Raw genomic sequence first — 24,484 nt, 5'->3', positions numbered from 1 at the left:
CGCGCTCTACGTCAACCTCGGTATCGGGAGCTACTCGGAGCAGTCGCAGCAGAAGGTGCAGACCTTCGCCGACACCGTCGCAGCCGCGCACGGTGCGAGGCTCCATATCCACAAGGTCGAACAGGAGGAAGGCGCAGGCATCCGCGAACTAGCCGATCTGGTTCATAGGCCGACGTGTTCGACGTGCGGGACGATCAAACGCTATCAGTTCAACCGCGCGGCGATCGAGCAGCGCTACGACGTGATGGCCACGGGCCACAACCTCGACGACGAAGCGGCCCGGCTGCTCGGCAACGTGCTCCATTGGCAGGACGACTATTTGGACAAGCAGGGACCCAGCCTGCCAGCATCGGTGGAAGGATTCGCCAAGAAGGTGAAGCCGCTCTATCGTTTGGCCGAGCGCGAGATCGCCGCCTACGCGGTGCTGAACAAGATCGAGTACATCGTCGAGGAATGCCCGATGGCCAAGGGCTCCAAAATGCTCCTCTACAAGGACGTGTTGAACCGGCTGGAGACGGAATCTCCTGGCACGAAGCAGCGATTCTATTGGGGCTTCCTGGAGCGGCAAGCGAAAGAGCAGCCGGCGGCGTCCTCCATGACCGAAAAAGACCGGGCCTCGCTCCATCCCTGCTCGAGCTGCGGCCAGCCCACGACGGCCGAGATCTGTTCCTATTGCAAGATGATGGCGCGCGCGAAAGTCAGCAAATAGCTAACAGCCGATAGCGGGCAGCAGGTGGCAAAAAGAAAATATCCCTAGGCTGCTCGCTGTTCGCTATCGGCCGCCTGCTCACCACTTGAATAGGACCGCGCAACCTCGTAAGCTGCTGTCAGAATAGCCAACAGCGAGCAGCCAATAGCCATCAGCTTTCCCCACCCTCCCCCTTTTTCAAGGGGGAGGGTCTCGGGGAGGGGGTGATTCGGTGATTGCTCATTCGCGTCGATGAAAGCGGACAGTGATACTTCAGCATTTGCCCAATCACTCATTCACTAATCACTCAATCACTGCTTTTTCTCTTCGCGCCTGAGAATGGCCACGGTTCAAAGAGATTATTACGAAGTGCTCGGCGTGCCGCGCACGGCCACGCAAGACGACATCAAGAAGGCCTACCGCCGGCTTGCGCGCCTGTACCATCCCGACTTGCACAGCGGCGGCCGCAAGGCGGAGATGGAGCGAAAATTCAAAGAACTGAACGAGGCGCACGAGATCCTCTCCGATCCGGACAAGCGCAAGAAATACGACCGGTACGGGCACAACTGGGAGCAGGCGGAAGCCTATGAAAAGGCCAGGCAGGAGGCGCGAGCGCGCGCCGGAGCGGGACCGGAGTTCTCGTTCGGCGACGCCGAGGCGTTCAGCGACATCTTCGAGACGTTTTTCGGCCGGCGGGGGCGCGGCGCAGGCACAGCGCGCGGATTCGCGGTCCAGGGCGAGGACCTGGAAACCGACGTCCATCTCTCGCTCCGCGAAGTCCTGACCGGTGTCACGCGGCGGCTCACGCTGTCGGAGACGGTCCCCTGCTCCGCGTGCGGCGGAACGGGGATGGCGCGGGGGCGGCCCTGTCCGACCTGCCTGGGCTCCGGCGCACGACAGGAGACGCGCACCATCGAGGTGAGAATTCCGGCCGGCGTGCAGGAGGGCACGAGGGTGCGCGTGGCGGGGAAGGGCCATCCCGGCGTGAACGGCGGCAAGCCGGGCGACCTCTACCTGCGGGTCCACATCGCCGCCGAGGGCGTCTTTCGGAAACAGGGCAGCGACCTACACGTGGCGCTTCCCGTATGGCCGTGGGAAGCGGCGTTGGGGGCGGAGGTGTTGGCGCCGACCCTGACGGAGCCGGTCAAGGTCAAAGTCCCGCCCGGCAGCAAGGCCGGTGCGAAGCTCCGGCTCAAAAGCAAAGGCCTCCCCACCGCGTCGGGCGGCCATGGCGATCTGTTTTTGACGCTGCAGGTCGTAATGCCGCCGACGCTGACGGAAGAAGAGCGCAAACTGTACGAGCAACTCGGCCGATTCCCGCATCCCGATCCGCGCGCGGACCTGCTCGCGGCTGCGCGCCGCGGATGATCGTCCCGGTTCGCCTTCATCCCGCCGACAGGCGACGGTGAACCGCTCGGCGCACATGCAAACGACGGCCACTCAACACAAGGAGGGTGTGATGAAGAGATTCGCGGTCACTGTCTTCTCGATGGGCTTGGCAACTCTGGCTATATTGGCGTTCACCTTGCAGCCCGCGTGGGCCGATCCGCCGGCCGACAAACACGGCAGGGACGGCTACGGCAAAGAAGGCTACGGCGGCCACGGTATGGGGATGGGCATGATGCTGCACGGCAGCACCTCCCACCTCATCCGCCACCTCTTGAGGCACCAGAAGGACATCGGGCTGAACGACGAGCAGGTCGGCAAGCTCAAGGAGTTGCAGCTCAACCTGGACAAGACCCGCATCAAGAGCGAGGCGGACATTCAGATCGCGGAACGCGAACTGCGGGCCTTGGTTGAAGACGACAAGTCGGACCTCGGCGCCATCGAGGCCAAGCTGAAGCAAAGCGAGGAGCTGCAAGTCGGGCTTCGCCTGGCCGCCATCAAGGCCCGGCGCGAGGCGCTCGGGCTGTTGACGCCCGAGCAACGGGAAAAGGAAAAGGGCATCCATGAAAAAATGATGCGAGAGCATAAGAGCGCCGGCCGCGGTCACGGGAGCCCCAAGGGAGAGCCCAAGAAGGACGACGGAAAGAAAAACTAATCATCCGACAGGAGGTGAATCATGCGCAGGTTCGGCATTGTTGCGGTGACCGTCATGGGCTCGACGCTGGCGCTGAGCGCGCCGGCCTGGAGCGATGAAAAGGGCAAGAAGGACAAAGAGGAGGCCAAGGTCTCGGAACTTGTGAAAGACGCCAAGGTCACCATCGACCAGGCGATCAAGACGGCCTCGGAGAAGGTGCAGGGCACGGTGGTCGAGGCCGAATTGGAAAAGAAACACGGCAAGACCGTATGGGAGGTGGAGATTGTCGGTACTGATAACAAAGTCACCGAAGTCCATATCGACGCCGCAACGGGCGACGTGATCGATACCGAAGAGAAGAAAGAAGAGAAGAAAGGCGAGAAGAAGAAAGGCAAAGAGAAGGGCAAATAACGGGACTTGCCCGGCGACAGGGCTTGCGCCGCGCAAGCGGCGCTCCCTGTACTCAGGCGACCTTGCGGAGCCGGTTGCGAGTGATCTTGGAATTGGAAACTGATGCCCGCCGCTTCTCCTGCCAGAGTGAAATCCCGGCACCGACGCAAAAGATGACAAAGACCAGCCCTGCCACGACCGCGGAGAAGGCATCCGCTTCCGACGGCCACTCCGCCGCCCATGCCGGCGACGGGACGAACCCTGCGGCCGCCGCTAACAGGAAGAACGCGTGTCGGGCGGTGTCGTCGCGCATCGAGCCGTCCTTCGCTCGATCGTTTTCAGTAACCTGGTTTGGATGAAAATCAAGCCCCCGGCCGGCGCCGGTCGTTCGGAGGGCGCCGTTGTCTATGGCCATTCAAGTTTTCCATGCCCGCGTTGAACAAGTGCGGGACCTGACCCACGATGTGCGGGAACTTGTTCTCCGCCTGCTCGACCCGCCCAAGATCGACTTCAAGGCGGGACAGTTCGTGTCCTTCGAGGTCATGCATCCGAGGCTGCACCGGCCGGTGACGCGTCCCTACTCGATCGTCTCTCCGCCAAGCCGACCCGAGTTCATCACGCTCCTGTTCAACCTGGTTCCCGGCGGTCCCGGCTCCACCTACCTCTTCAGCCTGCGCACGGGCGACGAGACGCGGTTCCAAGGCCCGGCCGGCGCATTTTACGTGCGGGACGATCCGGCCAGGGATCTGCTCTTCGTCGCGACCGGCACCGGCATCGCGCCGTTCCGTTCCATGATCGAGGACCGGCTCGAACGCGGCTTCGAGCGGCGCATTACCCTCTACTGGGGGCTGCGGAGCGAGCGCGACGTGTACTACCAGAATGAATTGGACGCGCTGGCAAAGCGGCACCCGAATTTTGCCTTTGCCATCACGCTGTCACGGCCGCAGGCGCGGTGGACCGGTCCGGTCGGGCGTGTGACGACGCTCGTCGAAGAACGGCTGACCTCGGTGAAGAATCTGGCCGTCTACCTGTGCGGCAACAGCGGCATGATCGCGGACGTGTCCGCGTTCATCAACAAGGAGGGTCTCTGCCCCATCTACCGCGAGAAATATTACGACGACACCGGCGAGCCGGACGATTAGGCACAGCGCGGCCGGTTGACCCCTTTCGTCCATCTGTGAGAAATTGCCTGCCGCGTAACTCGTCGTTCGTGAAGCGTGAAGCGCAAGACCGATACGAGCGACGATTCACCGGGACCCATTGCTCCAAGAATGCAATGGGTGCCCCGCTTCACGTTGTCCAGGTTGAGGAGAACATGACCAATCCACTGCAGAGAAAAAGCCACGATCTACTTCAAGGTCCCGGCCGGGCTCCGGCTCGGGCGATGCTGAAGGCCGTGGGGTTCACCGATGACGATTTGTCCCGCCCGCTGGTCGGCGTGGCCAACACCTGGATCGAGGTGATGCCCTGCAATTACCATCTGCGCCGGCTGTCCGAACGGGTGAAGGCCGGCATCCGCGCGGCCGGCGGGACGCCGATCGAATACAACACCATCGCGATCTCGGACGGGATCTCCATGGGCACGGAGGGGATGAAGGCGTCGCTCATCAGCCGCGAGGTCATCGCTGACTCGGTGGAATTGGTCGCGCGCGGACACCTCTTCGACGCGGTCGTGGCCCTGTCCGGGTGCGACAAGACCATTCCCGGCACGGTGATGGCGCTGGCCCGATTGGATCTGCCGTCGCTGATGCTCTACGGCGGCTCGATCATGCCCGGCACGTTTCAGGGTCGCGCCGTGACGATTCAGGACGTGTTCGAAGCGGTGGGCAAGCACGCGGCCCACAAGATGACCGACGCCGAGCTGAAAGAGCTGGAAGACCGTGCCTGTCCCGGTCCCGGCGCCTGCGGCGGCCAATTCACGGCCAACACCATGGCGATCGCCTTCGAGTTTCTCGGCATCTCGCCGATGGGCTGGAACGGCGTGCCGGCGATGGACCCGTGCAAGGACGACGTGGCCTTTGCATGCGGCAAGCTGGTGATGGAGTTGCTGAAACAGGACCTCCGCCCGCGCCGGATCATCACGCGCAAATCCTTGGAGAACGCGATCGCGGCCGTCGCCACGACGGGCGGCTCGACCAACGCGGTGCTGCATCTGTTGGCGGTGGCCCGGGAAGCTGGTGTGCGGCTCACCCTCGACGACTTCGACAAGATCAACCGGAAAGTGCCGCTGCTCGCCGATCTCAAGCCGGGCGGCCGGTTCATGGCCGCCGATCTCTATGCGGCGGGCGGGACGACGCTGGTCGCCAAGCGGTTGCTGGATGCTGGCCTGCTGCACCCCGACCAGCCGACCGTGACCGGCCGTACGATCGGGGAAGAAGCCGGACAGGTGAAGGAAACGCCCGGACAACAGGTCGTAAGGCCCCTCTCGAATCCGATCAAACCGACCGGCGGGCTGGTCATTTTGAAAGGCAATCTGGCGCCGGACGGGTGCGTGGTGAAAGTCGCGGGACACTCGATGCTGAAGTTCCGCGGACCGGCCAAGGTCTTCGATCGCGAGGAAGACGCCTTCGCCGCGGTGAAAGCCTGTCAGATCAAGGCCGGGGACGTGGTGGTGATTCGGTACGAAGGCCCGGCGGGCGGGCCCGGCATGCGCGAGATGCTGGGCGTGACCGCCGCCATTGTGGGGGAAGGGCTCGGCGACTCCGTGGCCCTCCTCACCGACGGCCGTTTTTCCGGCGCCACCCACGGCCTGATGGCCGGCCACGTCTCACCGGAAGCCGCCAGAGGCGGCCCGATCGCCGCCGTGAAAAACGGCGACGTGATCGTCTTCGACATCCCGAAGCGCCGGCTGGACGTCGACCTGACGCAGAAAGAACTGGCCGCCCGCCTGAAGAAAGTGAAACACCCGGCGCCCCGCTACACCGCCGGCGTGATGGCCAAGTATGCGCGGCACGTGTCGTCGGCGTCGGAAGGCGCGGTGATGAGCTAACCCTGCACGAGGCGGGGGAAACGATGGGGGTTCCCCCACCGCCCAGTGCATCGGTCTTTTCCCGGGTAGGCCGTGGACGGCCGAGGGCCTATTTCGCCGGCAAATTCAAGTACAGCGCGACGGGAATCAGGATGGCGCTGATCCACGTCAACCATTTTTTATGGAAGATGTCATAGATGCCGTAGATCAGGACCGCCGCAATGGCGGAGTAGTACAGAATCGCGTTGCCTCTGGAATACCCGCTCACTCCTTCGGCAAACGCTATGACGGGTGTGAAGAGCAACAACAAAAGAGCCAAGAACCCGACTAGCCGCTTCATAGTCAACCTCCTTGTGAGCTTCTTCTCTCTCCGCAAAAGAAAAGCGCCCGTGAGGCTATACAGTTCTCCCCACGGGCGCTCGCTGACGGCGTCGTGTTTCGCGCAGCGTTTGGAATACCTTTCCGAACTGACCTACCCCGGTCCCATTTCAGGCCTCCGGGCCGCACACTGATGATATGTTGGCTCTTTCCGGCCGCTGTTGTCAACCGCCGGAGATTGACCGATGATCACCCCTCTTTCGGGAAGCACCTCTCCATACAGTCCGGGCACAGGCCTCCGTTGAAGCGGATGCACGAATGGTCCGTGATGAACGTCTCCAGATCCCACCAATTGCCTTCTTCGTCCGGCACCTTCTTGCACCAGGCGCAGAGGTTGATGACTCCCTTCGCCCGGCTCAGATGCTCGTCGATGTCCCGTTCCTGTTCCGAGCGGGCGAGCACACGCGCGTCCCGAAACACCACCACCGCGCCGATGACGACGCCGGCGTCATCCACGACAGGGGCGGCGCGGCCTTCGATCGGTCGTTTCCGATAGTCTTTGGTCACGAGCGTGACCTCGGACAGATCGACGATCCGGCATTCTTCCATCGCGGTCATGGCCGGATCGTCGATCTCGTGCATCTGCCCCTGTTCCTCGATGCACAGGATCGCCCGGAGGCCGGCGCCCAAGGCCTCTTTCTGAGTCCATCCGGTGAGCGCCTCCGCGGCGGGACTCATGTAAGTGAGACGTCCGCCTCGGCTGGTGGTCAACACGGCGTCACCCATCACGCGCACGGTGGTCGCCAGCCAGCGCAGGCTTTCGCGCAGGCCCCGTTCCGACTGGCTCCGATGGAGCGCGATCTCGATGCTCGTTCGCAGCTCGTGCGGCTGATAGGGCTTGAGCATGTAGCCGGCCGGGGCCGTCGTTTTGGCCCGTTCGAGGGTTTGGTCGTCGGCGAAGGCCGTCAAGTAGATGACCGGCACGTTCAGCCGGTCTTTGAGATGCTGAGCGGTCTCGACGCCGTCCATCTTGCCCTTCAACACGATGTCCATCACGACGAGATCGGGCCGCGTCTCCGCCGCTTTCCGGATCGCCTCCTCTCCGGACGACGCCGTGGCCGGCACCTCGTACCCCAGCCGCTGGAGACTGAGCTGGATGTCCCTCGCCACGATCGGCTCATCTTCCACCACCAGAATTCTCGCCTGTTCCATAACACCCCTCACATGCGTTCCTAATAATTCAGGGTCCGGAACCTGATCCGCCACTCCGTGCCTTTGCCGCTTTGCAACTCGACGGTCCCTTCCAACTTTTCCGCCAACAGACCGACCAGCTCGAGTCCCAACGAGTCCGGGTTCCGCAAGACCCCGTCCTTCGGCAATCCGGTCCCGTCGTCGCTGACCCGCAGGGTGTACGTGTCATCCAGGTTGGCGACCAGGTCGACCTGAATATGCCCCTGCCTGCCGGGCTGAAACGCGTGCTTCAGGCAGTTGGCGACGAGCTCGTCGACGATCAGGCCGCAGGTCATGCCCGTATCAAGGTCGAACTCCACGTTTTCGACGTTGAGGTCGAGGACAATCTGGCGGGGATCCACGCCGTACGAACGGAAGAGGTGCCCGGTCAGCGTCCGGATATAGTCGCCCATTTTGATCTGCGAGAGGTCCTGCGAGCGATGCAAGGTTTCGTGCAGCAGGGCGATGGACGTGATGCGCGTCTGGCATTCCTTGAACAATTGCGCGATCTGCTGATCCTTGATGCTGGCCGATTGCAGGTTGAGCAGACTGGAGATCACCTGCAGGTTGTTCTTGACGCGGTGATGCACCTCCCGCAGGAGGCTTTCTTTCTCCTTCAGCGCCTTCCGGAGCTGGTCCTCCATCTCTTTGCGTTCCGTCAGATCCATGCAAGACCCGATGAATCCGGCGAAAGTGCCGTCCGCTTCGAAGAGCGGAATGCCCGTATCCAGGACCCAGCGGTACTGTCCGTCCGCCCGGCGCAGGCGATACTCCATCGTGAACGGTTGCTCGGTCTGGAACGCGGACAGATAGGTGTCCAGGCAGCGCCGCATGTCGCTCGGGTGGACGCCGCTGACCCAGGCATCCCCCAATTCCTGCTCCAGCGTCCGCCCGGTAAATTCGAGCCACCGCTTGTTGACGAAGGTGCACTGGGTGTCCGGTCCGGCCATCCACACCATCACCGGCGCGGTGTCCGCCATCATGTGGAAACGGGCTTCGCTCTCGCGCAACGCCGCCTCGATCCGCTTCCGCTCCGTGATATCGCGGGCGATGGAGGACACGCCGACGATCCGGCCGTCGGCGTCCTTGACTGGGGAAATCGTGAGCGACACGTCGATCTTCTTTCCGTCTTTCCTTCGCCGTACCGTCTCGAAATTGCGCACATGTTCGCCACGACGGATGCGTTCGAGCATGGCCGGGATTTCATCGGGACGATTCGGAGGACACAGCAGCGAGATGGGCCGACCGATGACCTCTTCGGCTTGATACCCATAGATCCGTTCCGCCCCGGCGTTCCAGCTTCGGATGATCCCGTCCGGGGTCTTTCCGATGATCGCGTCGTCGGACGACTTGACGATCTCAGCCAACTGCAACAACGCTTCCTGGCGCATCGCGTCCAGTTCCTTGTTGGCTTGTTCGAGTTCGGCGGTGCGCTCGGCGATCTGGCGTTCGATTCCCTCGTAGACCCACCGGAGTTCTTCTTCGCTGTGCTGACGCCTGACACACAGCACGGTCGTGGTCCACACCGCCAGAAGCGCCAGACTGCGATTGCAGAGCACGACCCAATACGGCACCACTGAGGGTCCTTCTACGAACGCGTCGGCGAGGGTGAGGACCGAGGCGATGCCGGCCACCAGCAGTGTCGCGCGGCGTGACCGGATCCACGAGGAAGTCAAGACCGGAACGACATACAGGACCGCCGCCTGAAGGCCCAGCGGCAACCAGTAGTCCATGGCCCAGATGGCGCCGATAAGCGTGATCGTGACGCCGATGATGGGGAAATCAGGTCGGAGGATCGCCATGGACGTTAAATTGAGCAAGAGTTATGCCTTCGAAGAAAATCATGCGTTTATATGACGTCGTAGAGGGGGATCCCTCTCTCCCTTCCACGAAGAACAAGAGAACACGGTGCGGGAGATCGAACCGGAATCCGACCCTTGTCTACAGGAGAAAAGTCTGTAGGATCGCCGGCCTTGAGAATTTTTGACAAGCGGCGGAGTCACAAAGCCGGGGCCCATCGCGTCGGAATTCGGATGACGCCGATCGGAAGGCCGCCGGCGAAGTCGCCGAACAGACGAACCGCCTCGGCCGGTAGTGATGACCCTGCATCACCGTTCAGCTTTGAACGATGTTGGGGATGTTCAAGAGCTCTTCACAAGGAAGCCCGACCGACAGGCCGAAAGACCCACTGGGCATTTCCCCAGTTTCTTCGATCGCCCCATCGGGATGGGGAGTGGGGTAGACAGGAGCAGGAGGCGGCATTCGCGCAGCCGTTCCGGCATTCGGCTCTTGCGCCGATGGCCTTATCACGACAGCGATTTCTCAGGTTCTCTCGCCGGGCAGGTCGCCGAAATGTCCGTGCGCCTCCGGCAAGTTCAACCCCTAGGCCGGGAGGCCGGACTCCAACCGTTCCCCGGGGAAGGTCCTGGTTTTCTTCGTTATGAGAACGAGGGAGCGCAGACTGAAGAAGGAAACCCGGTGAAGCCCTGATGTGTCGGACGAACAGATCTTGATCAGGGCTGATCGAAAAGTGAACAGGGCAATCCTTATCGCCCGCCCAGCTTGCCCCGCATTTCCTTGATCATTTCCTCCAGATCGGCCTCGGCGCGACTCCGCTCACTGATGAGCCGGTCCAGATTGTACGGTCGAGGCGGAGTCACGGCTTGTGGAGCAGACGGAACGGATGGAGAGGGAGGGACGGCCTTGGGCGTCGAGGGCGGAGGATTCGCGGGGCGAGTCGTTTGCCCGCTGGGCAGAGGGGTGGAACGATCGCCGGATGTGTCCGGCGCAGGCGTGTCGGGTGGAGCCAGCACCTGTTGCGGCGCGATTCCCTGCTCACGCAGCCATCGCTTCGCGACGCTGGACTTGAGCGCGAAACTGATACTGGTAATCGGCAGTCCGTCCGGCGCGACGCGCGCGATCGCTGTATTGACCCCGATCATGCGGCCGGAAGCGTCCAGCAATGGGCCGCCGGAGTTGCCGCGGTTCAGTCCCGTTTCCGTCTGAAACACGGATTTGCCCTTCGTGCCTTGAAAATTCTCGAACTCCGCGCTGATGGTGCCGGTCGTCAAGGTCCAGAGCCCGCCCTGTTCGGGATGCCCGATCGCCACCACGCGATCGCCGATCCTGGTCCCGTCGGAGTCGCTCAGCTCGAGGACCGGCAGCGGTCCGGCTGTCCCCTCGAGCTTGAGCAGCGCCAGGTCCAGCGGTTGCGAGAAGGCCACTACGCGCGCCTTGACTCCTCGCGACAAATCCGCCTTCGGATCGCCGGTCACCCGGTCCGGCTTCAGATAGACCGTCAAGCGGGGATAGGGCTTGCCCGTCGGCTCCTCGATCACGACATGGGCGTTCGTCAACACGAGCCCGTCCTGTTGGATGATGGAACCGGTGCCGCCGCTGCCTCGTCGGCCGGCGTTGGAATGGCCCATGACCATCACGACCGCCGGCGAACGCTGCTCGTAAATTTCGCGCGGCGTCAGTTCGGCCGGGAGGCCGATCCTCGACCATAACGCGAGACCGGCCGCGACGGCGACCGGTAAGAGTGTCGGCTTCATCCGCGCCTCTTCAGTTCGTCCTCGCGAGATACGACGAGCGCCAGGCCTTCACGACAGTATAAACCGGCCCGTCCGACGATACCAGCCGCCGCTCGCAGGACACGCAGAACGTCCAGGCGACTCCTTGCTTGCTCATTGCTTGCGATAGAACTCGGCAATCGTCTGCACCACGTAGGACAGTTGGTCGTCGGTCAATTCCGCGTAGATGGGCAGCGACAACACTTCCTCGGAAGCCCGTTCGGAAACCGGGAACGCGCCTTTGTGGTAACCAAGGTCCCTGTAGCAGTTCTGCAGGTGCATCGGCAGGGGATAATACACTTCGGTCCCGACACCCTTGTCTTTGAGGTAGGCGCGCAGTTCGTCGCGCTTCTGCGCGCGAACGGTGAATTGGTTGAAGACGTGGAAGTTGCCGGCCTGCGTCTTGGGCAGCCGCACGCGCTCGTCGAGGCCCGCCTCCTTGAACAATTGCTCGTAGCGGGCGGCATTCCTTCTCCGCCCCTCGGTCCACTGATCCAGATACTTGAGCTTGACCGACAGGACGGCCGCCTGCAGCGCGTCCAGCCGGCTGTTGATCCCGACCGCCTCGTGCAGATAACGGACTTTGCTGCCGTGCACCCGCAGCATCGCGATCGATTCGGCGAGGCCCTTGTCGTTGGTCGTGACCATGCCTCCGTCGCCGAAGCCGCCGAGATTTTTCGACGGGAAAAAGCTGAAGCAGCCGGTGTCCCCGAGCACGCCGGCCCGGACGTTGTGACGCGCGGCCCCGATGGCCTGGCAGGCGTCTTCGATGACTCGAAGCCCACGCCGCCCGGCGATCCCGTTGATCGCCTCCATGTCCGCGCATTGCCCGAACAGATGTACCGGAATGATCGCCTTGGTCCGGGGCGTGATCGCTTTCTCGATCAAATCGGGATCCATGTTGAAGGTCTCGGCTCCGATGTCCACGAAGACCGGCTTGGCGCCGAGCCGGGAAATCGCCCCCGCCGTCGCGAAAAAGGTGAAGGGCACGGTGATCACTTCGTCGCCGGCCTTGACGCCCAGCGCCATCAACGAGAGCAGGAGGGCGTCGCTGCCGGACGCCACGCCGACCGCGTGGGCGCCGCCGACATACTTGGCCACCGCCTGCTCCAGCGCGGCGACCCGAGGGCCCAGCACGAACCCCTGTTCATCGCACGTGGCCTCGATCGCCCCCATGATCTCCGATCGAATCGACCGATACTGCGCCTTCAGGTCCAACAAGGGAACGTTCACGGTTTCCTCCTCACGAAAGAAGGGTTCCGAGTCGTGTCGTTCTGCGCCTCGACGCCGCACGACCATGAGCCGGGCCGCAGCTGTCCATACAGAGCTTCATATTGCCTGACCATCTCGTGAATCTCAAATTCTTGCGGCAGCGGATCTCGGCGGACCCGGAGCCTGGACCGTCGCCCGGCGTCTTCCAGGACACGGCAGACTCGTTGCGCCATTCCGTCCACATCTCCCGCGCGGCACAACCATCCGTGTTCACCCTCGACGATCGCCTCTTCCGAACCTCCCACCCGCGTCGCCACCACGGGCAGGCCGCTGGCCCGCGCTTCCAAGAGCACGCGGGGCAACCCTTCCCAATGGGACGTCAGCAGAAACACATCCAGCGCCTGCATCAAAGCCGGAACGTCCCGCCTCCAGCCGAGCAGCCGCAGGCGCTCCTGCAAGCCGGCTTTGCGGATCGCCGCTTCAACCGGCTCCCGCAACTCGCCGTCTCCGACCAGCACGAAGCGGACCGAGGGAAGCCGCCGGCAGACCCGCGCCGCGACCGCGACAAAGTCCAGCGGCGCCTTCTGCGGCTTCAGGCAGGCGACGGTGCCGACCAGCAACTCCCCGTCTTGGACGCCCACCTCGGCGCGCAGACGGTGTCGCTGCGAATCGGACAGCGCGGTGGAGAACGGTCGAGGGTCGATGCCCGGACGGACCAGCGACACCCGCTCCCGTGTAAACAACCCCCATCGCAGTCCCTGCTCGATGTCTGCCTTGGACACCGCCACCCAGTGCGTCGTCACCCGGCCGGTGAATCGCTCCAGACCGACCAGCATCTTCCGCAGCCAGGCCGGCTGCCGCGGCGTGACGCCGTATCCATGAACGGTGTGCACGACGACCGGGACCCGCGCGAACCACGCCGCCCAGCGGCCGAGAATGCCGGCTTTGGAACTGTGAGTATGGACGATGGTGGGACGGAGCTTCCGGAACAGCCGCACGAGTTGGATCAGAGCGAGCAGGTCGTGCAACGGCCGGATCTCCCGGCGGAGCGGGGGCAGCACCTGCACGTCAACGCCGGACAAGGCCTTCGCCTCCGCGGTGAGCAGGCCGTCGGGCCCCGTCACCAACGCCGGCCTGAATCGCGCACGATCGAGATGCGAGACCGTGAACAACGCGACTTCCTGGGCTCCACCCAGTTCCAGCTTCGTGATGACATGGCAGACCGTGTCCACGGATCTCAGCTCCGGCCAGCGGCGCCGTTCGTCTCGGCGGCCAGTTTCTCCGCCAGGCGTTTGCCTTGGGCGATCGCATCTTCCATGGAGGTATGTTCCCATCGCCCGTACCGGCCGATGGAATGGATGCCGCGTCGCTCCAGCTCTCGTAGAATCGCCGGCAGCATCTTCGCCCGATGCCGGTCGAACAGGACATAGGCGTAGTAAATATCTTTCACGTCCGCGACGAGAATCTCGTCGTCTTTCCGGAAAATGCCGGCTCGCTCCATGCCTTGACGAACCATGTCGAGCAACCGCGCTGGCGGCACCATTTCGTTTGGGCGATGGGAGATCTCGACATAGAGCGAACTTGTGCCGGGCCGCCCCAACGCCGGCGCAAAATTCATCGGAAAGCCGGCCCGATAGAACGGGTACTCGGGTTCGGGGAAGTAGATCCAGTGCTTGTCGGACACCCGTTCCCGCGCGACGCCCAGGTTGACGTTGTACACCGACACCCACCGCAATCCGGCTGCGGCGTCCTTGATGTCCCGCGGCAGATCGACGCAGCGGCGCACCAGTTCCGGAATCGGGATTGTCGAAACCAGAGCTTCGTACTCTTCCACTCTGATTCCCTGACGCCCGTCGCGGAAGACGGCCCGTCGCCGCGTCGTCTCGATTTCGACCAATTCCGTGTCATAGGCGATCCCGCGGACGGCGGGCAGGAAGGACTGCGGCAAGACATTGATCCCCCCTGTCGACGGATACAGAAACGTCGGGTTGTATCCGAACGCCTTGTCCTTGATGCCGAGGGCGCCGTTGATCACATCCTTCAGCTCCGGTTTCGGCACCAGCCACGACACCCAGTCGGATGTGAGCTCATCCAACGGCACCTGCCACAACTTTTCATTGAACGGGATCATGAAATGCTTCGCCATGCCCTCCCCGAGATTTTCCAAAATCCACGCCTTGAAGGATCGTTCTTCGGGCGGTCCAGGCGGAGCCGGATCGGTCAAGGTCGCGATGAATCCGAGCAGGCATTCTCGGATCACCTCCGGAGGAAGCCCGTAGGTGTTCACCTGGAACGGGTACTCGGTATAGGTCCGGTGAGAGTAGATGAAGGAGCGTCGGTTATGCTTCTCCAGGCGGCCGTCGAGCAACCGCTCCACCAGCGCCTTGATCTCCGGCCGGCGGAAGTGGAGCAGGTGGCCGGTCATGTCGAAGGTAAAGCCGTCTTTCTGATACGAGCGGCAGAGCCCTCCCGCTTCTTTCTCCCTTTCAAAGACCCGGTACGGCAGATCCCGCAGATGATACGCGGTGCTGAGGCCGGCCAAGCCGGCGCCGACGATGAGGATCATCCGGACGTCCTTCTCTCCGGTTGTCCGGCCGGCACAGGTCCCTGAAGGCCGACTCCTTTTCCGCTTCCCACATTCACGCGTGTGAGCGCATAGGCCGCGATGCCCAGCGACATCAGCGTCAGCACGCTGAAGACCAGCGCCAGGTCCTGCGGCACCGACATGACCAGCAGGCCGATTCCGCCCAGGACCGCGGCCGCGACATAGCTGATCAGCACGACCTGCGGCACCGACAGCCCCCACTGCCTGAGCCGGATCGCCATGTGGTCGGGACTGCCCAGAAAGATGGGCAGTCCCCTGAGGAATCGAATGTACATGACGAACAGGGTGTCGAAGATGGGCACGCCGAGAATCATCAACGGAGTCAACAGCGAAATCGAATGGCCGCCGGTGTATTGGCCGATCATGCACAACGCGCCGAGCATCAGCCCGATGAACATCGCGCCCGCGTCGCCCATGTAAATCGTCGCCGGATGACGGTTGTACCGCAGGAATCCCAACAGACTGCCGATCAACGCCGCCAGCAGAAAGGCGATCGTCTGGTCGCCGTTGAGCAACGCGATCGCGCAGAGAAAGGTCGCGCTGATCACGCCCACGCCGGCGGAAAGCCCGTCCATGATGTCCAGCAGATTGAAGGCGTTGATGATCCCGATCATCCACACCACGGTCAACGCCAGGTCGAGCCACTCCGGCAACGCGGCGATCTCGATGCGAATCCCGCTCTTGATCAGGACGAAGACGGCGAGCAACTGCCCGGCCAGTTTCGTGCGCGGTGAGAGCACGCCGAAGTCGTCCACCAAGCCGAGCATCATGACCAGCGTCCCCGCCAAGACGATGCCGAGCACGTCTTGACGGAACTCGAAGGTGAAGGCGAGGCTGATCAAGAACGACAGGTACACGGCGAGGCCGCCCAGATAGGGCACGGGCTCGCGTTGATGTTTCAGGCGCCCGTCCGGACTGTCCACGATCCCGTACTTCAGCGCCGCCCGGCGCGCCAACGGCACGCCGTACAACGACAAGCCGAAGGCCAGCATCAAGGTGAACCCCAGCAGGATCATCGCCTCGCCGTCCTCACACTCGCCGTTCCGTCATCGAGTCGCCGACGCGCCTTTCGTTCCGCCCGCCGGCCCGGCATGAAGCCGTTCGAGATAGGCGCGATAGCGCTCCTCCGAATGATGCTCGCTCACGCGACGCCGCGCCGCTTCGCCCATTCGACGCCGCCGGTCAGGGTCTCGCAACAATGACACGACCGCTTCGGCGACCGAAGCCGCCTCCGGCTTGACCCGGACGCCGGTCGCCTCATCCACCAGGCGCCAGGTCAATCCCACATCGGTCGCGACGGAGGCCAGGCCGGACGCCATGGCCTCGAGCAGACTTTGCGACGGATAGTTGTCCTGCCGTTGCAGCGAGACGAACACCGCCCCTTTTGCCAGCACGGGCGCGATGTCGGCCTGGAATCCCAGGGTCATCACCGCTTGCAGGTCGAACCGTCCGACGGCCGTCTCGACCTGAGGCGCCAGCGGTCCGTCACCGAGCAGGAAGAAGCGCGCATCCGGCGCGCCCCGTCGGATCAACGACGCCGCTTCGACGAACAGCAACGGGTTTTTGTCTTCGATCAGGCGTCCCGCGAAGATCACCCACGGCTCCTTCACCGGGGCCGGCCGGAAACGATCGAGGTCGACCACGCTGCCCGGCGAAACCGCGATCTTTTGCGGCGCAACCCCGCGCCGGATCAAATCCTCGCGCACCTGGACGGTCAAGGCGTCGACCTGCGCGCAACGCGACAAGGCCGCCCGATACAACGGCAAGGCCTTGGGCGTTCCCACGTGGGCGGACAGATCGGGATTGGTGATCGACACCACGAAGCGATGACCCGGCCGCACGACCATCAGCGGCAGCGCCACGTATCCTCCGCCGAGTGCCAGGTGAAACAGGCGCCGGCTTGCGAATCCGTACCGCCCGAGGAGCCAGACCGCCATCAGCAGATAGTCCACTTTGGAGAGCCAGAAGGTCGCGCCGGCACCGACCAGCCGGAGCCGATCCGCCATCCATCCGCACGGCTCCGCCAAAGTACGGACGCGCGGCTCCCGACCGGTCACCGCGCCAGCCGCGACAAGCTTCTCCCAGAGACTTCCGTTGACGATCAATTCCGTCTCCGGGTCCTCCGCCGCCAGGCGGGCGAACAGGCGGCCCAACCGGCGTTCGGTGCCGCCGATGCCCGCGTTGTTGATCAGCACGAGGGCGCGACGCATGCCGGGGCATCCACAAATTCACGGCACCAGAGTTCCACGTTGAGCCAACGCCAGAGCACGAACCCGAGGTTCTTGCGTCCCGCCTGGTGCGCGTCGAACTCGCGCCGCACCGCGTCAGGATTGAGATAACCGCGCGAGCGGGCCCGCGAGTCGAACAGGACGTCCTGGGCCATCTCCCGCAAGGACGTTCTGAACCACTCGTCTTCGGGCGTGACAAATCCGAGCTTATCCGCCCGCCATCGCACCGGGTCGGGAAGAATCCCGTCCATCGCTTTCCGCAGCAGCACTTTGGTCCATCCCTCGTGAAGCTTGAGATCGGAGGGCAGCGCAAAGGCATACTCCACCAAACGGTGGTCCAGAAACGGCAGGCGGGGCTCGATTCCGAACGCCATGGCGTTGCGGTCCTCACAATGGAGCAACGCGCGCAGCCCATTCCGTTCGAGCAGCCGCCGCTGCATGGCGCGGAGATGGAAACCCTCCGGCTGATCCCCCTCGCCTTCCTCTTTCCAGCGCCGCCGGAACTCCGGGGCCAGCCAGGCTGCACTGCCCGTCATCAGAGGCCGAACCTTCTGCACCACGACGTGTGGAAGCAGCGCGCGTGCGAAATTCGCCATCGCCTGAGGCGGCAACGCCCCGTGTCGTTGCCGGTAGGCTCGCCACTCCTCCCGAAATCGCCTCCACCGGCCTTGAACCAGAAGATCGGCGAACAACGCGCCGAAGAACCCGTGATACCCGGCTAAAATCTCATCCGCCCCTTGTCCGTCCAGGAGCACCCGGATTCCGTGCTGGGCAGCCAGGCGCATGACGGTCCATTGAGCGAAAATACTGGTCGATCCGAACGGCTCATCTTGCTGCCGAACCACCCGCCTGACTGTCTCGATAAACTCCTTCGGATCGGGAAAGGCGTAGTGGGGCTCCACGCCGGTTCGTTCCACGACGAATCGGATGAAGCGACGCTCGTCGTACGCGGGATCGTCGAAGCACGAGGAAAAGGTCTTCTGCCGCGCGCCGATAAGGTGAGGCGGGACGCCCGCATCGTTTCGCAGCAACTCGTTGGCCACGCAGACGATCGACGACGAATCCAGCCCTCCGCTCAGGCAACTTCCGACCGGCACGTCGCACCGCAGTCGCAGACGAACGGCGTCCCGAAAGAGATGACGAAACCGCTCGACATCCTCCGGCCGCGTCCCTCGCGGGGCTCCATCGGACTCCGGCAAGCGCCAGTATCGATGCATCGTCAGCCGCCCTTCGCCGATGACCAGATAATGCGCAGGCGGCAGTTGCCGAACGTCCTCGAAGAACGTGCTCTCGGCATAGTCCAGATACGCCCCGTCGAGGTAGGCATACACCGCCCGGTGATTCGGCTTGGGTCGACCGATGAATGGGAGGAGCCCCTTGATCTCGGATGCGAAGGCGAATCGCATTCCGTCCCAGACATAATAGAAGGGTTTCTCGCCGAACCGGTCGCGGGCACAGAAGAGCCATTTTCTCTGGCCGTCCCACAGGGCAAAGGCAAACATGCCGTTGAACCGCTCCAGACAGGACGTCCCCCATTCCCGATAGGCTGCGAGCAGAACCTCTGTATCGGATTCCGAACGGAACCGATGGCCCAGGGCCTTCAGTTCAGCACGCAGTTCAAGGTAGTTGTAAATCTCTCCGTTATAGGTGATCCAGCAACGCCCATCGTCGGTCGCCATCGGCTGGTGCCCACCCTCGGACAGATCGACGACCGCCAACCGGCGATGCCCGAGACCAATGTGATACCGGTGGTCTCGCAGGCTCGACAGTGCGACGGTCGAGCCTTTGACGAGACACGGCTGCTCGCGTCCAGAAGCGGACAGCAACACATAGCCTTCGCCGTCAGGACCGCGATGCGCCTGTTGCTCGATCATACGTCCGAGCAGTCCGGGATCGACCGGTTTGTCCGTCACCTGGAACATGCCCGCTATGGCGCACATGGCGAATCGATTCGCACCTCCTCTCACCCGGTCGCTGCGACCAGGTTCGCATAGAACCCTTCCATTTTCGACATTTCCCGGTTTTGATCGGCGATCTCGACCGCCGTTGCGCGGTTCCTCGTTGAGACCTTCGCCCTGAAACCTGCGTCCGACAACACGCGGACAAGGGCGTCGGCCAGGCTGCCCTCGTCCTCATCCACGAAACATCCGTTTTCACAATCGCGGATCACTTCCGCATACTGCGGGAGCCGGTTGAGGACCGGCACGGCGCCGCAGGCCATCGTCTCGATCAACGTGTTCGGCATGCCGTCAGAATTGGGCACCATGACGACCGCGTCCGCCAGATTCAGCCACCGCGGCATGTCTTCATAGGGAATGGCACCGACGAACTTCACCCGCTCCAGGACTCCGAGCTCCGCCGCCAGCCGTTGCAAACCTCGGACATAGACGTGATCGGCAAACTGCTCAGTAATGACCAGTACGGAGCCAGGCACCTGCTCGCAGACCTTCGGGAGAGCCCGGATCACGCGGGCGTGGTTGTAAAATGGCTGCGCGAGCCTGGGGCTTAAGATGACACGCTGCTGCTCCCCGATCTTCCACCTCTCCCGAATAATGCGCACATCCAGACCCGGTTTGAAGCGTTCCAAATCAACTCCCCATCCGATTCTGACCAGCGCACGGACCTCGGGCGCCAGCTCACGGACCTTCGCTTCCATAAACGCCGAATGGGTCGTCACCAAGTCGGCCCTTCTCAATAACCGACGGGTCAGACTCCGGCTGTACCATTCTTTGAACGCCCCCTGCTCTTCCAGAATGTCGCTGCCCCAGGGCGTCGCAACACAAGGACAGGCAGGTTTCAGCACAAGCCCCCAGGCCAACCCTCGAAGGTAATGAACGTGCACGACATCCGGCTTGAGTCGTCGAAGCATCTGCAGTAGCCGGACGGCCGAAACCAGCCTCCCAACTTTGCGCGGTACTCCCGTGGCTTCGATATTGACCTGCCGGAAGCCTGTAATAAGATGTGGCTCGGCTGGCTCGACCGTCACGACGGTGGCTTCATGGCCGCGGCGCGCAAACCATTCCACCCACCTGCGAAGATTCACGGAGGCGGCCGGGCCGACAAAGCACAGCCGAAGCGGTGTCATGGGCGTGTGCCTCAGTTCAGTTCTCAGCCGCCAGCGGGCAGACCAGCCGTCTCAACAACAGCTTGAATTCCGATACTGACTTCATGAGATCGTGATGTTCCCGTGCATAGGCCTCAGCATGCCGTCCTAACTCTCGCCGCTGATCGTCGTCCGCGCAGAGCGCACGGGCTGAAGACAGCAGGCTCTCGAAGCAGCCGGCGGCGCAGACGCCGATCCGCTGTTCGGTCAACAAGCGGTCGGGATCGACTTTCCAAGACAGAATCGGAACGCTGTGCATCGCCGCTTGAACGAAGGTATTGGGGAAGCCTTCGTACTCTGACGTGTTGACGAACAACTTGGCTGCGGCAAAGTGGCGGTCCACATCGCGGAGCGGCACATCCTCATGCCACGACACATTGGGCAGCCGAGCCGCGCGCTCGCGGACGCGCCGCCATAACTCGTCATGCGTCCGATCCCGCATGCCGACCATCACACAGCGCTCCGCCGGAAGCCGCTCCGCCAGTTCTAAAAACATCAACGGCTGCTTGACTGGATGGATGCGCCCGACCCATAAGACAATGGCAGGCTCGATCGTGGAGTCGTGTCGGAGAGGGTGTCCTGTGCGGATCAATGCCCCCGTCCGGTGATACCGACTCCTGAGCGCTTCCTGCTGGTCTCGCGTCCGGCAGACCACTTCATCGGCCAACCAAACCCCTAGAGGATAGAGCCACTTCAACGCCCCTTCGACCCTACCGTAAACCCGGCACACATCGGCTATTGATGAAACGACGAAGACAAACCGACGGCGCAACAGTCGGCAGATTAATGCGTAGGCTCCAACTTCCGCTCCGGCACCTGAGTGCAGATAGACATCGGCATTGATCTTCCGAAAAAGACGCAGCATCTCCGAAAAGGCCGACCAGTAGCCTCGCACCACGCGTATCGGATGACGGCAAAGGGCAGTAAAGCTGGCAACCAGCCGATCCTTTCCGTGTCGGCGAAAGAGGGCAATCCGGTCATGTCGCTCGGTCCCTGAGTCTGTTTGCACGGTCGTCAAGACCGACACCTTGAAGCTCGGTTCTTCTGCCAATGCTTTGGAAAGTAGGAAGAATTGCACCTCCGCTCCGCCGAAGGCCAGATTGCTCTCCGGTTGGTACAAACCATAACCCAGAGGCGAAATGAAACAGACCCGAATCGCTCGGTTCGTCTTCACGTGGCCATCCGACCGACCGAACATCGTGGTAACGCTCCCTTGTACCACCCTGCCACCAGATAGAGACTCCATCAGCTCGTCGATCCATCCATGTATTCTCGGTGCCACAGCTCCAGCATCAGCAAAGCGTACAGTCGGGACCCGTAATTGTCATCGGTCTGCTGATGTGTCTCAATGATCTGGCGGACCCGGTTCGATTTGAAATACCCCCGGCTGGTACAACGGTCGGACAGCAGGGTCTCGCGAACAAGCTCATGGCAATCGATGCGGAACCAGCGATCAATCGGAACGCCGAACCCCTTCTTGTCTCGGTTGAGGATGCTGTCAGGAAGCACATCTCGCATGGCCTCCTTCAGCAAGTACTTGGTTTCTCCATTGCGTATTTTCATATGAACTGGCAGCGATGCGGCGAACTCTACCAACCGGTGATCCAACAGCGGTGACCTGGCCTCAAGTCCATGGGCCATCGTTGCCCGATCTACTTTCACCAATAGATCATCCGGCAGATAACTCCTGGTATCCACGCTCAACAGTTTGTCCAGGAACGTAGAGGCCTGAGCCTCGTCGAACCACTGGCTCATCAATTCTCCTGCCCTATAGCCGCGCACCGTCTGGCCGAAGCCGGACGTATACAGCGCTTCGGCCTCGGCCGGCGTGAAATAACAGATGCGTTCGAGGTAGCGTTGGTCAATCGGCATGAACAGGCGATCGAGTCGACATTGTATGCCCCGAATCTCGGGCACATCGCCCGGTAGCCGGGCAATCAGCTTCCGCAGCTCGGCTGCAGCAATCGCGACGTTCGTGGAGTTTCCAATTAACCTGGATGCCAGATGATCGATCGGCCGAAATCGATAGCGAGGATACCCACCGAACAGTTCGTCTCCACCATCTCCGTTCAAGACAACGGTCACGAACTGCCGACACAACTGGGATACGTAAAAAGTCGGGATCGCCGAGGAATCGGCGTAAGGCTCGTCATAGACACGCACCAGTGTAGGCAGAATGTCGACGGCGGAAGACTCCACAATAAACTCATGATGATTGGTCCCAAACCGTTTGGCCACATCGCGCGCGTAGGGGAGTTCGTTGTAGGCCGCTTCCTTGAAGCCGATGGAGAAGGTTTTGACCGGCTGAGTCATCAGCCGACTCATTTCGGCGACGATGCTGCTGGAGTCTACTCCTCCGCTCAAGAAGGCTCCCAGCGGCACGTCGCTGGCCAGGCGTAACCTGACCGATTCCTGCAACAGTGAACGGAACTCTTCGACATACTCCCGATCGGTTCGACCTGTCAGCTTGTCGTCGTAGCGCAGCGACCAGTATGAGCTTTCGGATGCCTTCCCGTCTTCGTAAACCAACACGTGCCCGGGAAGCAGTTTTCTCACGTTCCGGAAAATCGTTCTGGGAGCCGGAATGTATTGATAGGTCAGATAATAGTGAATCGCGACAGGATCGATGTCCCGAGGAATTCCACCCGCCAGCAAGGCTTTCAACTCCGAGGCAAACATCAAGCCTCCCTGCAGAACTGAGTAAAAGAGCGGCTTCTTTCCGAGGCGGTCCCTGGCAAGCACAAGTCTCTGCGTCCGTTCGTCCCAGATCGCAAAGGCGAACATGCCTCTGAGCATAGACAGGCATTGCACCCCATGCTGCTCATAGAGATGGATGATCACCTCCGTGTCAGTGCGTGATCTGAACGTGTGCCTATCCTCCAAAAGTCGACGCAGTTCCTCGAAGTTATAGATTTCTCCGTTAAAGACGAGCCAGACCGAGCCGTCTTCGTTCGTCATTGGTTGATGCCCGGCTGGGCTAAGATCCAGAATGCTGAGCCGTCGGTGGGCTAAGCCGACGTGCCCGCGCACATAGATCCCATGATCGTCCGGTCCTCGATGCCGCAGTCGTTCTCCCATGGCCTCGATCACGTGTTTCGCCACGGGTCTCCGATCCGCCGTCACTTGTCCTGCAATGCCGCACATGTGTCGGAAACTCCGTCCTCGACTCGGATTGTGGATCGTTAGACTGCTGCTCGCCGTCCTCTCATTGATACCGGGAAAGCCAATTCGGTGACCTCGTCTAAGTTCGCCTTCTGGAACCAGTCCCGCACCTCCGACCCCGTATGCTTCCACTGAAATCGGGGGGAATACAGATCGAAAGTGTCCAAAACATCCCAGCGAAGGCCTCGCCCTTGATCACTTGTCGGAATGCGCCGGGCGATCCGCCACAGAAGAGGCAGTCTCCCCATTGCGTGCAGGATCGGCACACATGTCCAACACAGCCCGTACAAGAGCGGTTTCGGCAAGTGGATCGTGATACAGCGCAAGCGATCCAGAAACTCGGAGTATTCACCAGCCCAGCTATATACCCAGACGGCAATTACCCCCGCTGGCTTGAGCAGCGGCGGCAGGCGCAAGAACGCATCGCGTGTATTGGCGGTGTGATGGAGGACGCCGACGCTATAGATCGCATCGAAGGTGGCGGCCCGAAACGGCAGATTGATCACGTCGGCCTGTACGACGTGAATTCCTTTGCGACGGCCCATGTTCGTGTAGGCTGCATCGACCGCGTACGATAAGTCCACGCCGATCACCTCAGCTCCCCAATCCGCCGCAATCTCCATATACCGCCCGGCCCCACATCCCACGTCCAGCACGAGCTTCCCCTTCATGTCCGATTCGGCAAAACCGGTCTTTAGGGCAAACGCCTTCAGTGACTCATCGTGGCCCGCTAGAGAATCGATTTGGGTCTTCCGATGCAGATTCCACTGGTATGAAAAACTCTTCGCATAGGCATCGGACTCCACGAACCGAGGAACCCCCTGCAGGATCGGGAAAACCTTCTTACAAAGGGTACAGAGCAAGTTGCCGCGCTCTATCTCCTCGCCGTCCCACGCGTCGACTGTGAGATTCAAAGGCTCGCGACACGTCGGACAAACCACATGCTGTCGCAACGATTCCTTCATTTCTTCTGTCTTCCCTCCCCTGG

21 protein-coding genes are annotated in these 24,484 nt (G+C 62.1%); 6 read left to right on the top strand and 15 right to left on the bottom strand.

The annotated features are described in order from the left end of the window. The 4 genes from AB1555_12470 to AB1555_12455 all read left to right on the top strand — a co-directional run. Nucleotides 1–709: tRNA(Ile)-lysidine synthetase (locus AB1555_12470; GenBank protein MEW6247502.1), on the top strand; the 709-nt coding region annotated here is incomplete at its 5' end. Nucleotides 710–1,027: 318 nt separating this feature from the next. Further along, complete coding sequence (locus AB1555_12465; protein MEW6247501.1) at nt 1,028–2,056, top strand: J domain-containing protein; 1,029 nt, start codon at nt 1,028–1,030, stop codon at nt 2,054–2,056. Nucleotides 2,057–2,147: 91 nt separating this feature from the next. Then, on the top strand, nt 2,148–2,729 hold the full coding sequence (locus tag AB1555_12460; GenBank protein ID MEW6247500.1) for a Spy/CpxP family protein refolding chaperone: 582 nt from the start codon (nt 2,148–2,150) through the stop codon (nt 2,727–2,729). Between the two features lie 21 nt (nt 2,730–2,750). Next, nucleotides 2,751–3,119, top strand: coding sequence for a PepSY domain-containing protein (locus AB1555_12455; protein ID MEW6247499.1), 369 nt, complete (start codon nt 2,751–2,753; stop codon nt 3,117–3,119). Between the two features lie 52 nt (nt 3,120–3,171). Here AB1555_12455 and AB1555_12450 read toward each other — a convergent pair whose 3' ends face one another. Next, the gene (locus AB1555_12450; GenBank protein MEW6247498.1) at nt 3,172–3,411 is read right to left on the bottom strand and encodes a hypothetical protein; all 240 of its coding nucleotides are present in this window, start codon (nt 3,409–3,411) and stop codon (nt 3,172–3,174) included. Between the two features lie 94 nt (nt 3,412–3,505). Between AB1555_12450 and AB1555_12445 the strand changes: the two genes are divergently transcribed. Then, nucleotides 3,506–4,240, top strand: coding sequence for an FAD-binding oxidoreductase (locus AB1555_12445; GenBank protein MEW6247497.1), 735 nt, complete (start codon nt 3,506–3,508; stop codon nt 4,238–4,240). A 173-nt stretch (nt 4,241–4,413) separates the two neighbouring features. After that, complete coding sequence (gene ilvD / locus AB1555_12440; protein ID MEW6247496.1) at nt 4,414–6,087, top strand: dihydroxy-acid dehydratase; 1,674 nt, start codon at nt 4,414–4,416, stop codon at nt 6,085–6,087. A gap of 88 nt (nt 6,088–6,175) precedes the next feature. Here ilvD and AB1555_12435 read toward each other — a convergent pair whose 3' ends face one another. The 14 genes from AB1555_12435 to AB1555_12370 form a co-directional block, all read right to left on the bottom strand. Continuing rightward, a complete protein-coding gene (locus AB1555_12435) occupies nt 6,176–6,406 on the bottom strand; it encodes a hypothetical protein (protein MEW6247495.1) in 231 nt (76 codons plus the stop codon). Nucleotides 6,407–6,633: 227 nt separating this feature from the next. Further along, a complete protein-coding gene (locus tag AB1555_12430; GenBank protein ID MEW6247494.1) occupies nt 6,634–7,596 on the bottom strand; it encodes a response regulator in 963 nt (320 codons plus the stop codon). A 20-nt stretch (nt 7,597–7,616) separates the two neighbouring features. Beyond that, nucleotides 7,617–9,416 (bottom strand): PAS domain S-box protein, encoded by a 1,800-nt coding sequence (locus AB1555_12425; GenBank protein ID MEW6247493.1) that lies wholly within the window; start codon nt 9,414–9,416, stop codon nt 7,617–7,619. Nucleotides 9,417–10,160: 744 nt separating this feature from the next. Continuing rightward, nucleotides 10,161–11,168, bottom strand: coding sequence for a serine protease (locus tag AB1555_12420; protein ID MEW6247492.1), 1,008 nt, complete (start codon nt 11,166–11,168; stop codon nt 10,161–10,163). A 132-nt stretch (nt 11,169–11,300) separates the two neighbouring features. Further along, nucleotides 11,301–12,419, bottom strand: coding sequence for a DegT/DnrJ/EryC1/StrS family aminotransferase (locus tag AB1555_12415; protein MEW6247491.1), 1,119 nt, complete (start codon nt 12,417–12,419; stop codon nt 11,301–11,303). Next, on the bottom strand, nt 12,416–13,630 hold the full coding sequence (locus AB1555_12410; GenBank protein MEW6247490.1) for a glycosyltransferase family 4 protein: 1,215 nt from the start codon (nt 13,628–13,630) through the stop codon (nt 12,416–12,418). The genes AB1555_12415 and AB1555_12410 overlap by 4 nt, the downstream gene beginning before the upstream one ends. A gap of 5 nt (nt 13,631–13,635) precedes the next feature. After that, the gene (locus AB1555_12405) at nt 13,636–14,964 is read right to left on the bottom strand and encodes an FAD-dependent oxidoreductase (protein ID MEW6247489.1); all 1,329 of its coding nucleotides are present in this window, start codon (nt 14,962–14,964) and stop codon (nt 13,636–13,638) included. Then, nucleotides 14,961–16,019, bottom strand: a complete 1,059-nt coding sequence (locus AB1555_12400) for an MraY family glycosyltransferase (GenBank protein MEW6247488.1) — start codon at nt 16,017–16,019, stop codon at nt 14,961–14,963. Before AB1555_12400 ends, AB1555_12405 begins: the two co-directional genes overlap by 4 nt. Nucleotides 16,020–16,049: 30 nt before the next feature. Continuing rightward, on the bottom strand, nt 16,050–17,213 hold the full coding sequence (locus tag AB1555_12395) for a glycosyltransferase (protein ID MEW6247487.1): 1,164 nt from the start codon (nt 17,211–17,213) through the stop codon (nt 16,050–16,052). After that, nucleotides 17,192–19,171: an asparagine synthase (glutamine-hydrolyzing) gene (gene asnB / locus AB1555_12390; GenBank protein ID MEW6247486.1), complete on the bottom strand. Its 1,980-nt coding sequence runs from the start codon at nt 19,169–19,171 to the stop codon at nt 17,192–17,194. Before asnB (AB1555_12390) ends, AB1555_12395 begins: the two co-directional genes overlap by 22 nt. 23 nt (nt 19,172–19,194) lie before the next feature. Next, nucleotides 19,195–20,316, bottom strand: coding sequence for a glycosyltransferase family 4 protein (locus AB1555_12385; protein ID MEW6247485.1), 1,122 nt, complete (start codon nt 20,314–20,316; stop codon nt 19,195–19,197). A 16-nt stretch (nt 20,317–20,332) separates the two neighbouring features. Further along, the gene (locus AB1555_12380) at nt 20,333–21,508 is read right to left on the bottom strand and encodes a glycosyltransferase family 4 protein (protein ID MEW6247484.1); all 1,176 of its coding nucleotides are present in this window, start codon (nt 21,506–21,508) and stop codon (nt 20,333–20,335) included. A 71-nt stretch (nt 21,509–21,579) separates the two neighbouring features. Further along, nucleotides 21,580–23,478 carry an asparagine synthase (glutamine-hydrolyzing) gene (gene asnB / locus AB1555_12375; protein MEW6247483.1) on the bottom strand — a complete coding sequence of 633 codons (1,899 nt, stop codon included), beginning with the start codon at nt 23,476–23,478 and terminating at the stop codon, nt 21,580–21,582. 38 nt (nt 23,479–23,516) lie between these two features. Beyond that, complete coding sequence (locus AB1555_12370) at nt 23,517–24,410, bottom strand: methyltransferase domain-containing protein (protein MEW6247482.1); 894 nt, start codon at nt 24,408–24,410, stop codon at nt 23,517–23,519. Nucleotides 24,411–24,484 lie beyond the last annotated feature (74 nt).

Source organism: Nitrospirota bacterium, assembly GCA_040755395.1.
Lineage (GTDB): Bacteria > Nitrospirota > Nitrospiria > Nitrospirales > Nitrospiraceae > DATLZU01.
Note: the sequence above shows the minus strand (reverse complement) of the source record. Positions and strands in the feature narration are given on the sequence as shown.

Coding starts and splice junctions, on each gene's coding strand:
- AB1555_12465 (MEW6247501.1), top strand. CDS start 1,028: ATGGCCACGGTTCAAAGAGATTATTACGAAGTGCTCGGCGTGCCGCGC.
- AB1555_12460 (MEW6247500.1), top strand. CDS start 2,148: ATGAAGAGATTCGCGGTCACTGTCTTCTCGATGGGCTTGGCAACTCTG.
- AB1555_12400 (MEW6247488.1), bottom strand. CDS start 16,019: ATGATCCTGCTGGGGTTCACCTTGATGCTGGCCTTCGGCTTGTCGTTG.
- AB1555_12455 (MEW6247499.1), top strand. CDS start 2,751: ATGCGCAGGTTCGGCATTGTTGCGGTGACCGTCATGGGCTCGACGCTG.
- AB1555_12425 (MEW6247493.1), bottom strand. CDS start 9,416: ATGGCGATCCTCCGACCTGATTTCCCCATCATCGGCGTCACGATCACG.
- AB1555_12430 (MEW6247494.1), bottom strand. CDS start 7,596: ATGGAACAGGCGAGAATTCTGGTGGTGGAAGATGAGCCGATCGTGGCG.
- AB1555_12385 (MEW6247485.1), bottom strand. CDS start 20,316: ATGACACCGCTTCGGCTGTGCTTTGTCGGCCCGGCCGCCTCCGTGAAT.
- AB1555_12405 (MEW6247489.1), bottom strand. CDS start 14,964: ATGATCCTCATCGTCGGCGCCGGCTTGGCCGGCCTCAGCACCGCGTAT.
- AB1555_12435 (MEW6247495.1), bottom strand. CDS start 6,406: ATGAAGCGGCTAGTCGGGTTCTTGGCTCTTTTGTTGTTGCTCTTCACA.
- AB1555_12450 (MEW6247498.1), bottom strand. CDS start 3,411: ATGCGCGACGACACCGCCCGACACGCGTTCTTCCTGTTAGCGGCGGCC.
- AB1555_12420 (MEW6247492.1), bottom strand. CDS start 11,168: ATGAAGCCGACACTCTTACCGGTCGCCGTCGCGGCCGGTCTCGCGTTA.
- asnB (MEW6247486.1), bottom strand. CDS start 19,171: ATGTGCGCCATAGCGGGCATGTTCCAGGTGACGGACAAACCGGTCGAT.
- ilvD (MEW6247496.1), top strand. CDS start 4,414: ATGACCAATCCACTGCAGAGAAAAAGCCACGATCTACTTCAAGGTCCC.
- AB1555_12445 (MEW6247497.1), top strand. CDS start 3,506: ATGGCCATTCAAGTTTTCCATGCCCGCGTTGAACAAGTGCGGGACCTG.
- AB1555_12395 (MEW6247487.1), bottom strand. CDS start 17,213: ATGCGTCGCGCCCTCGTGCTGATCAACAACGCGGGCATCGGCGGCACC.
- asnB (MEW6247483.1), bottom strand. CDS start 23,478: ATGTGCGGCATTGCAGGACAAGTGACGGCGGATCGGAGACCCGTGGCG.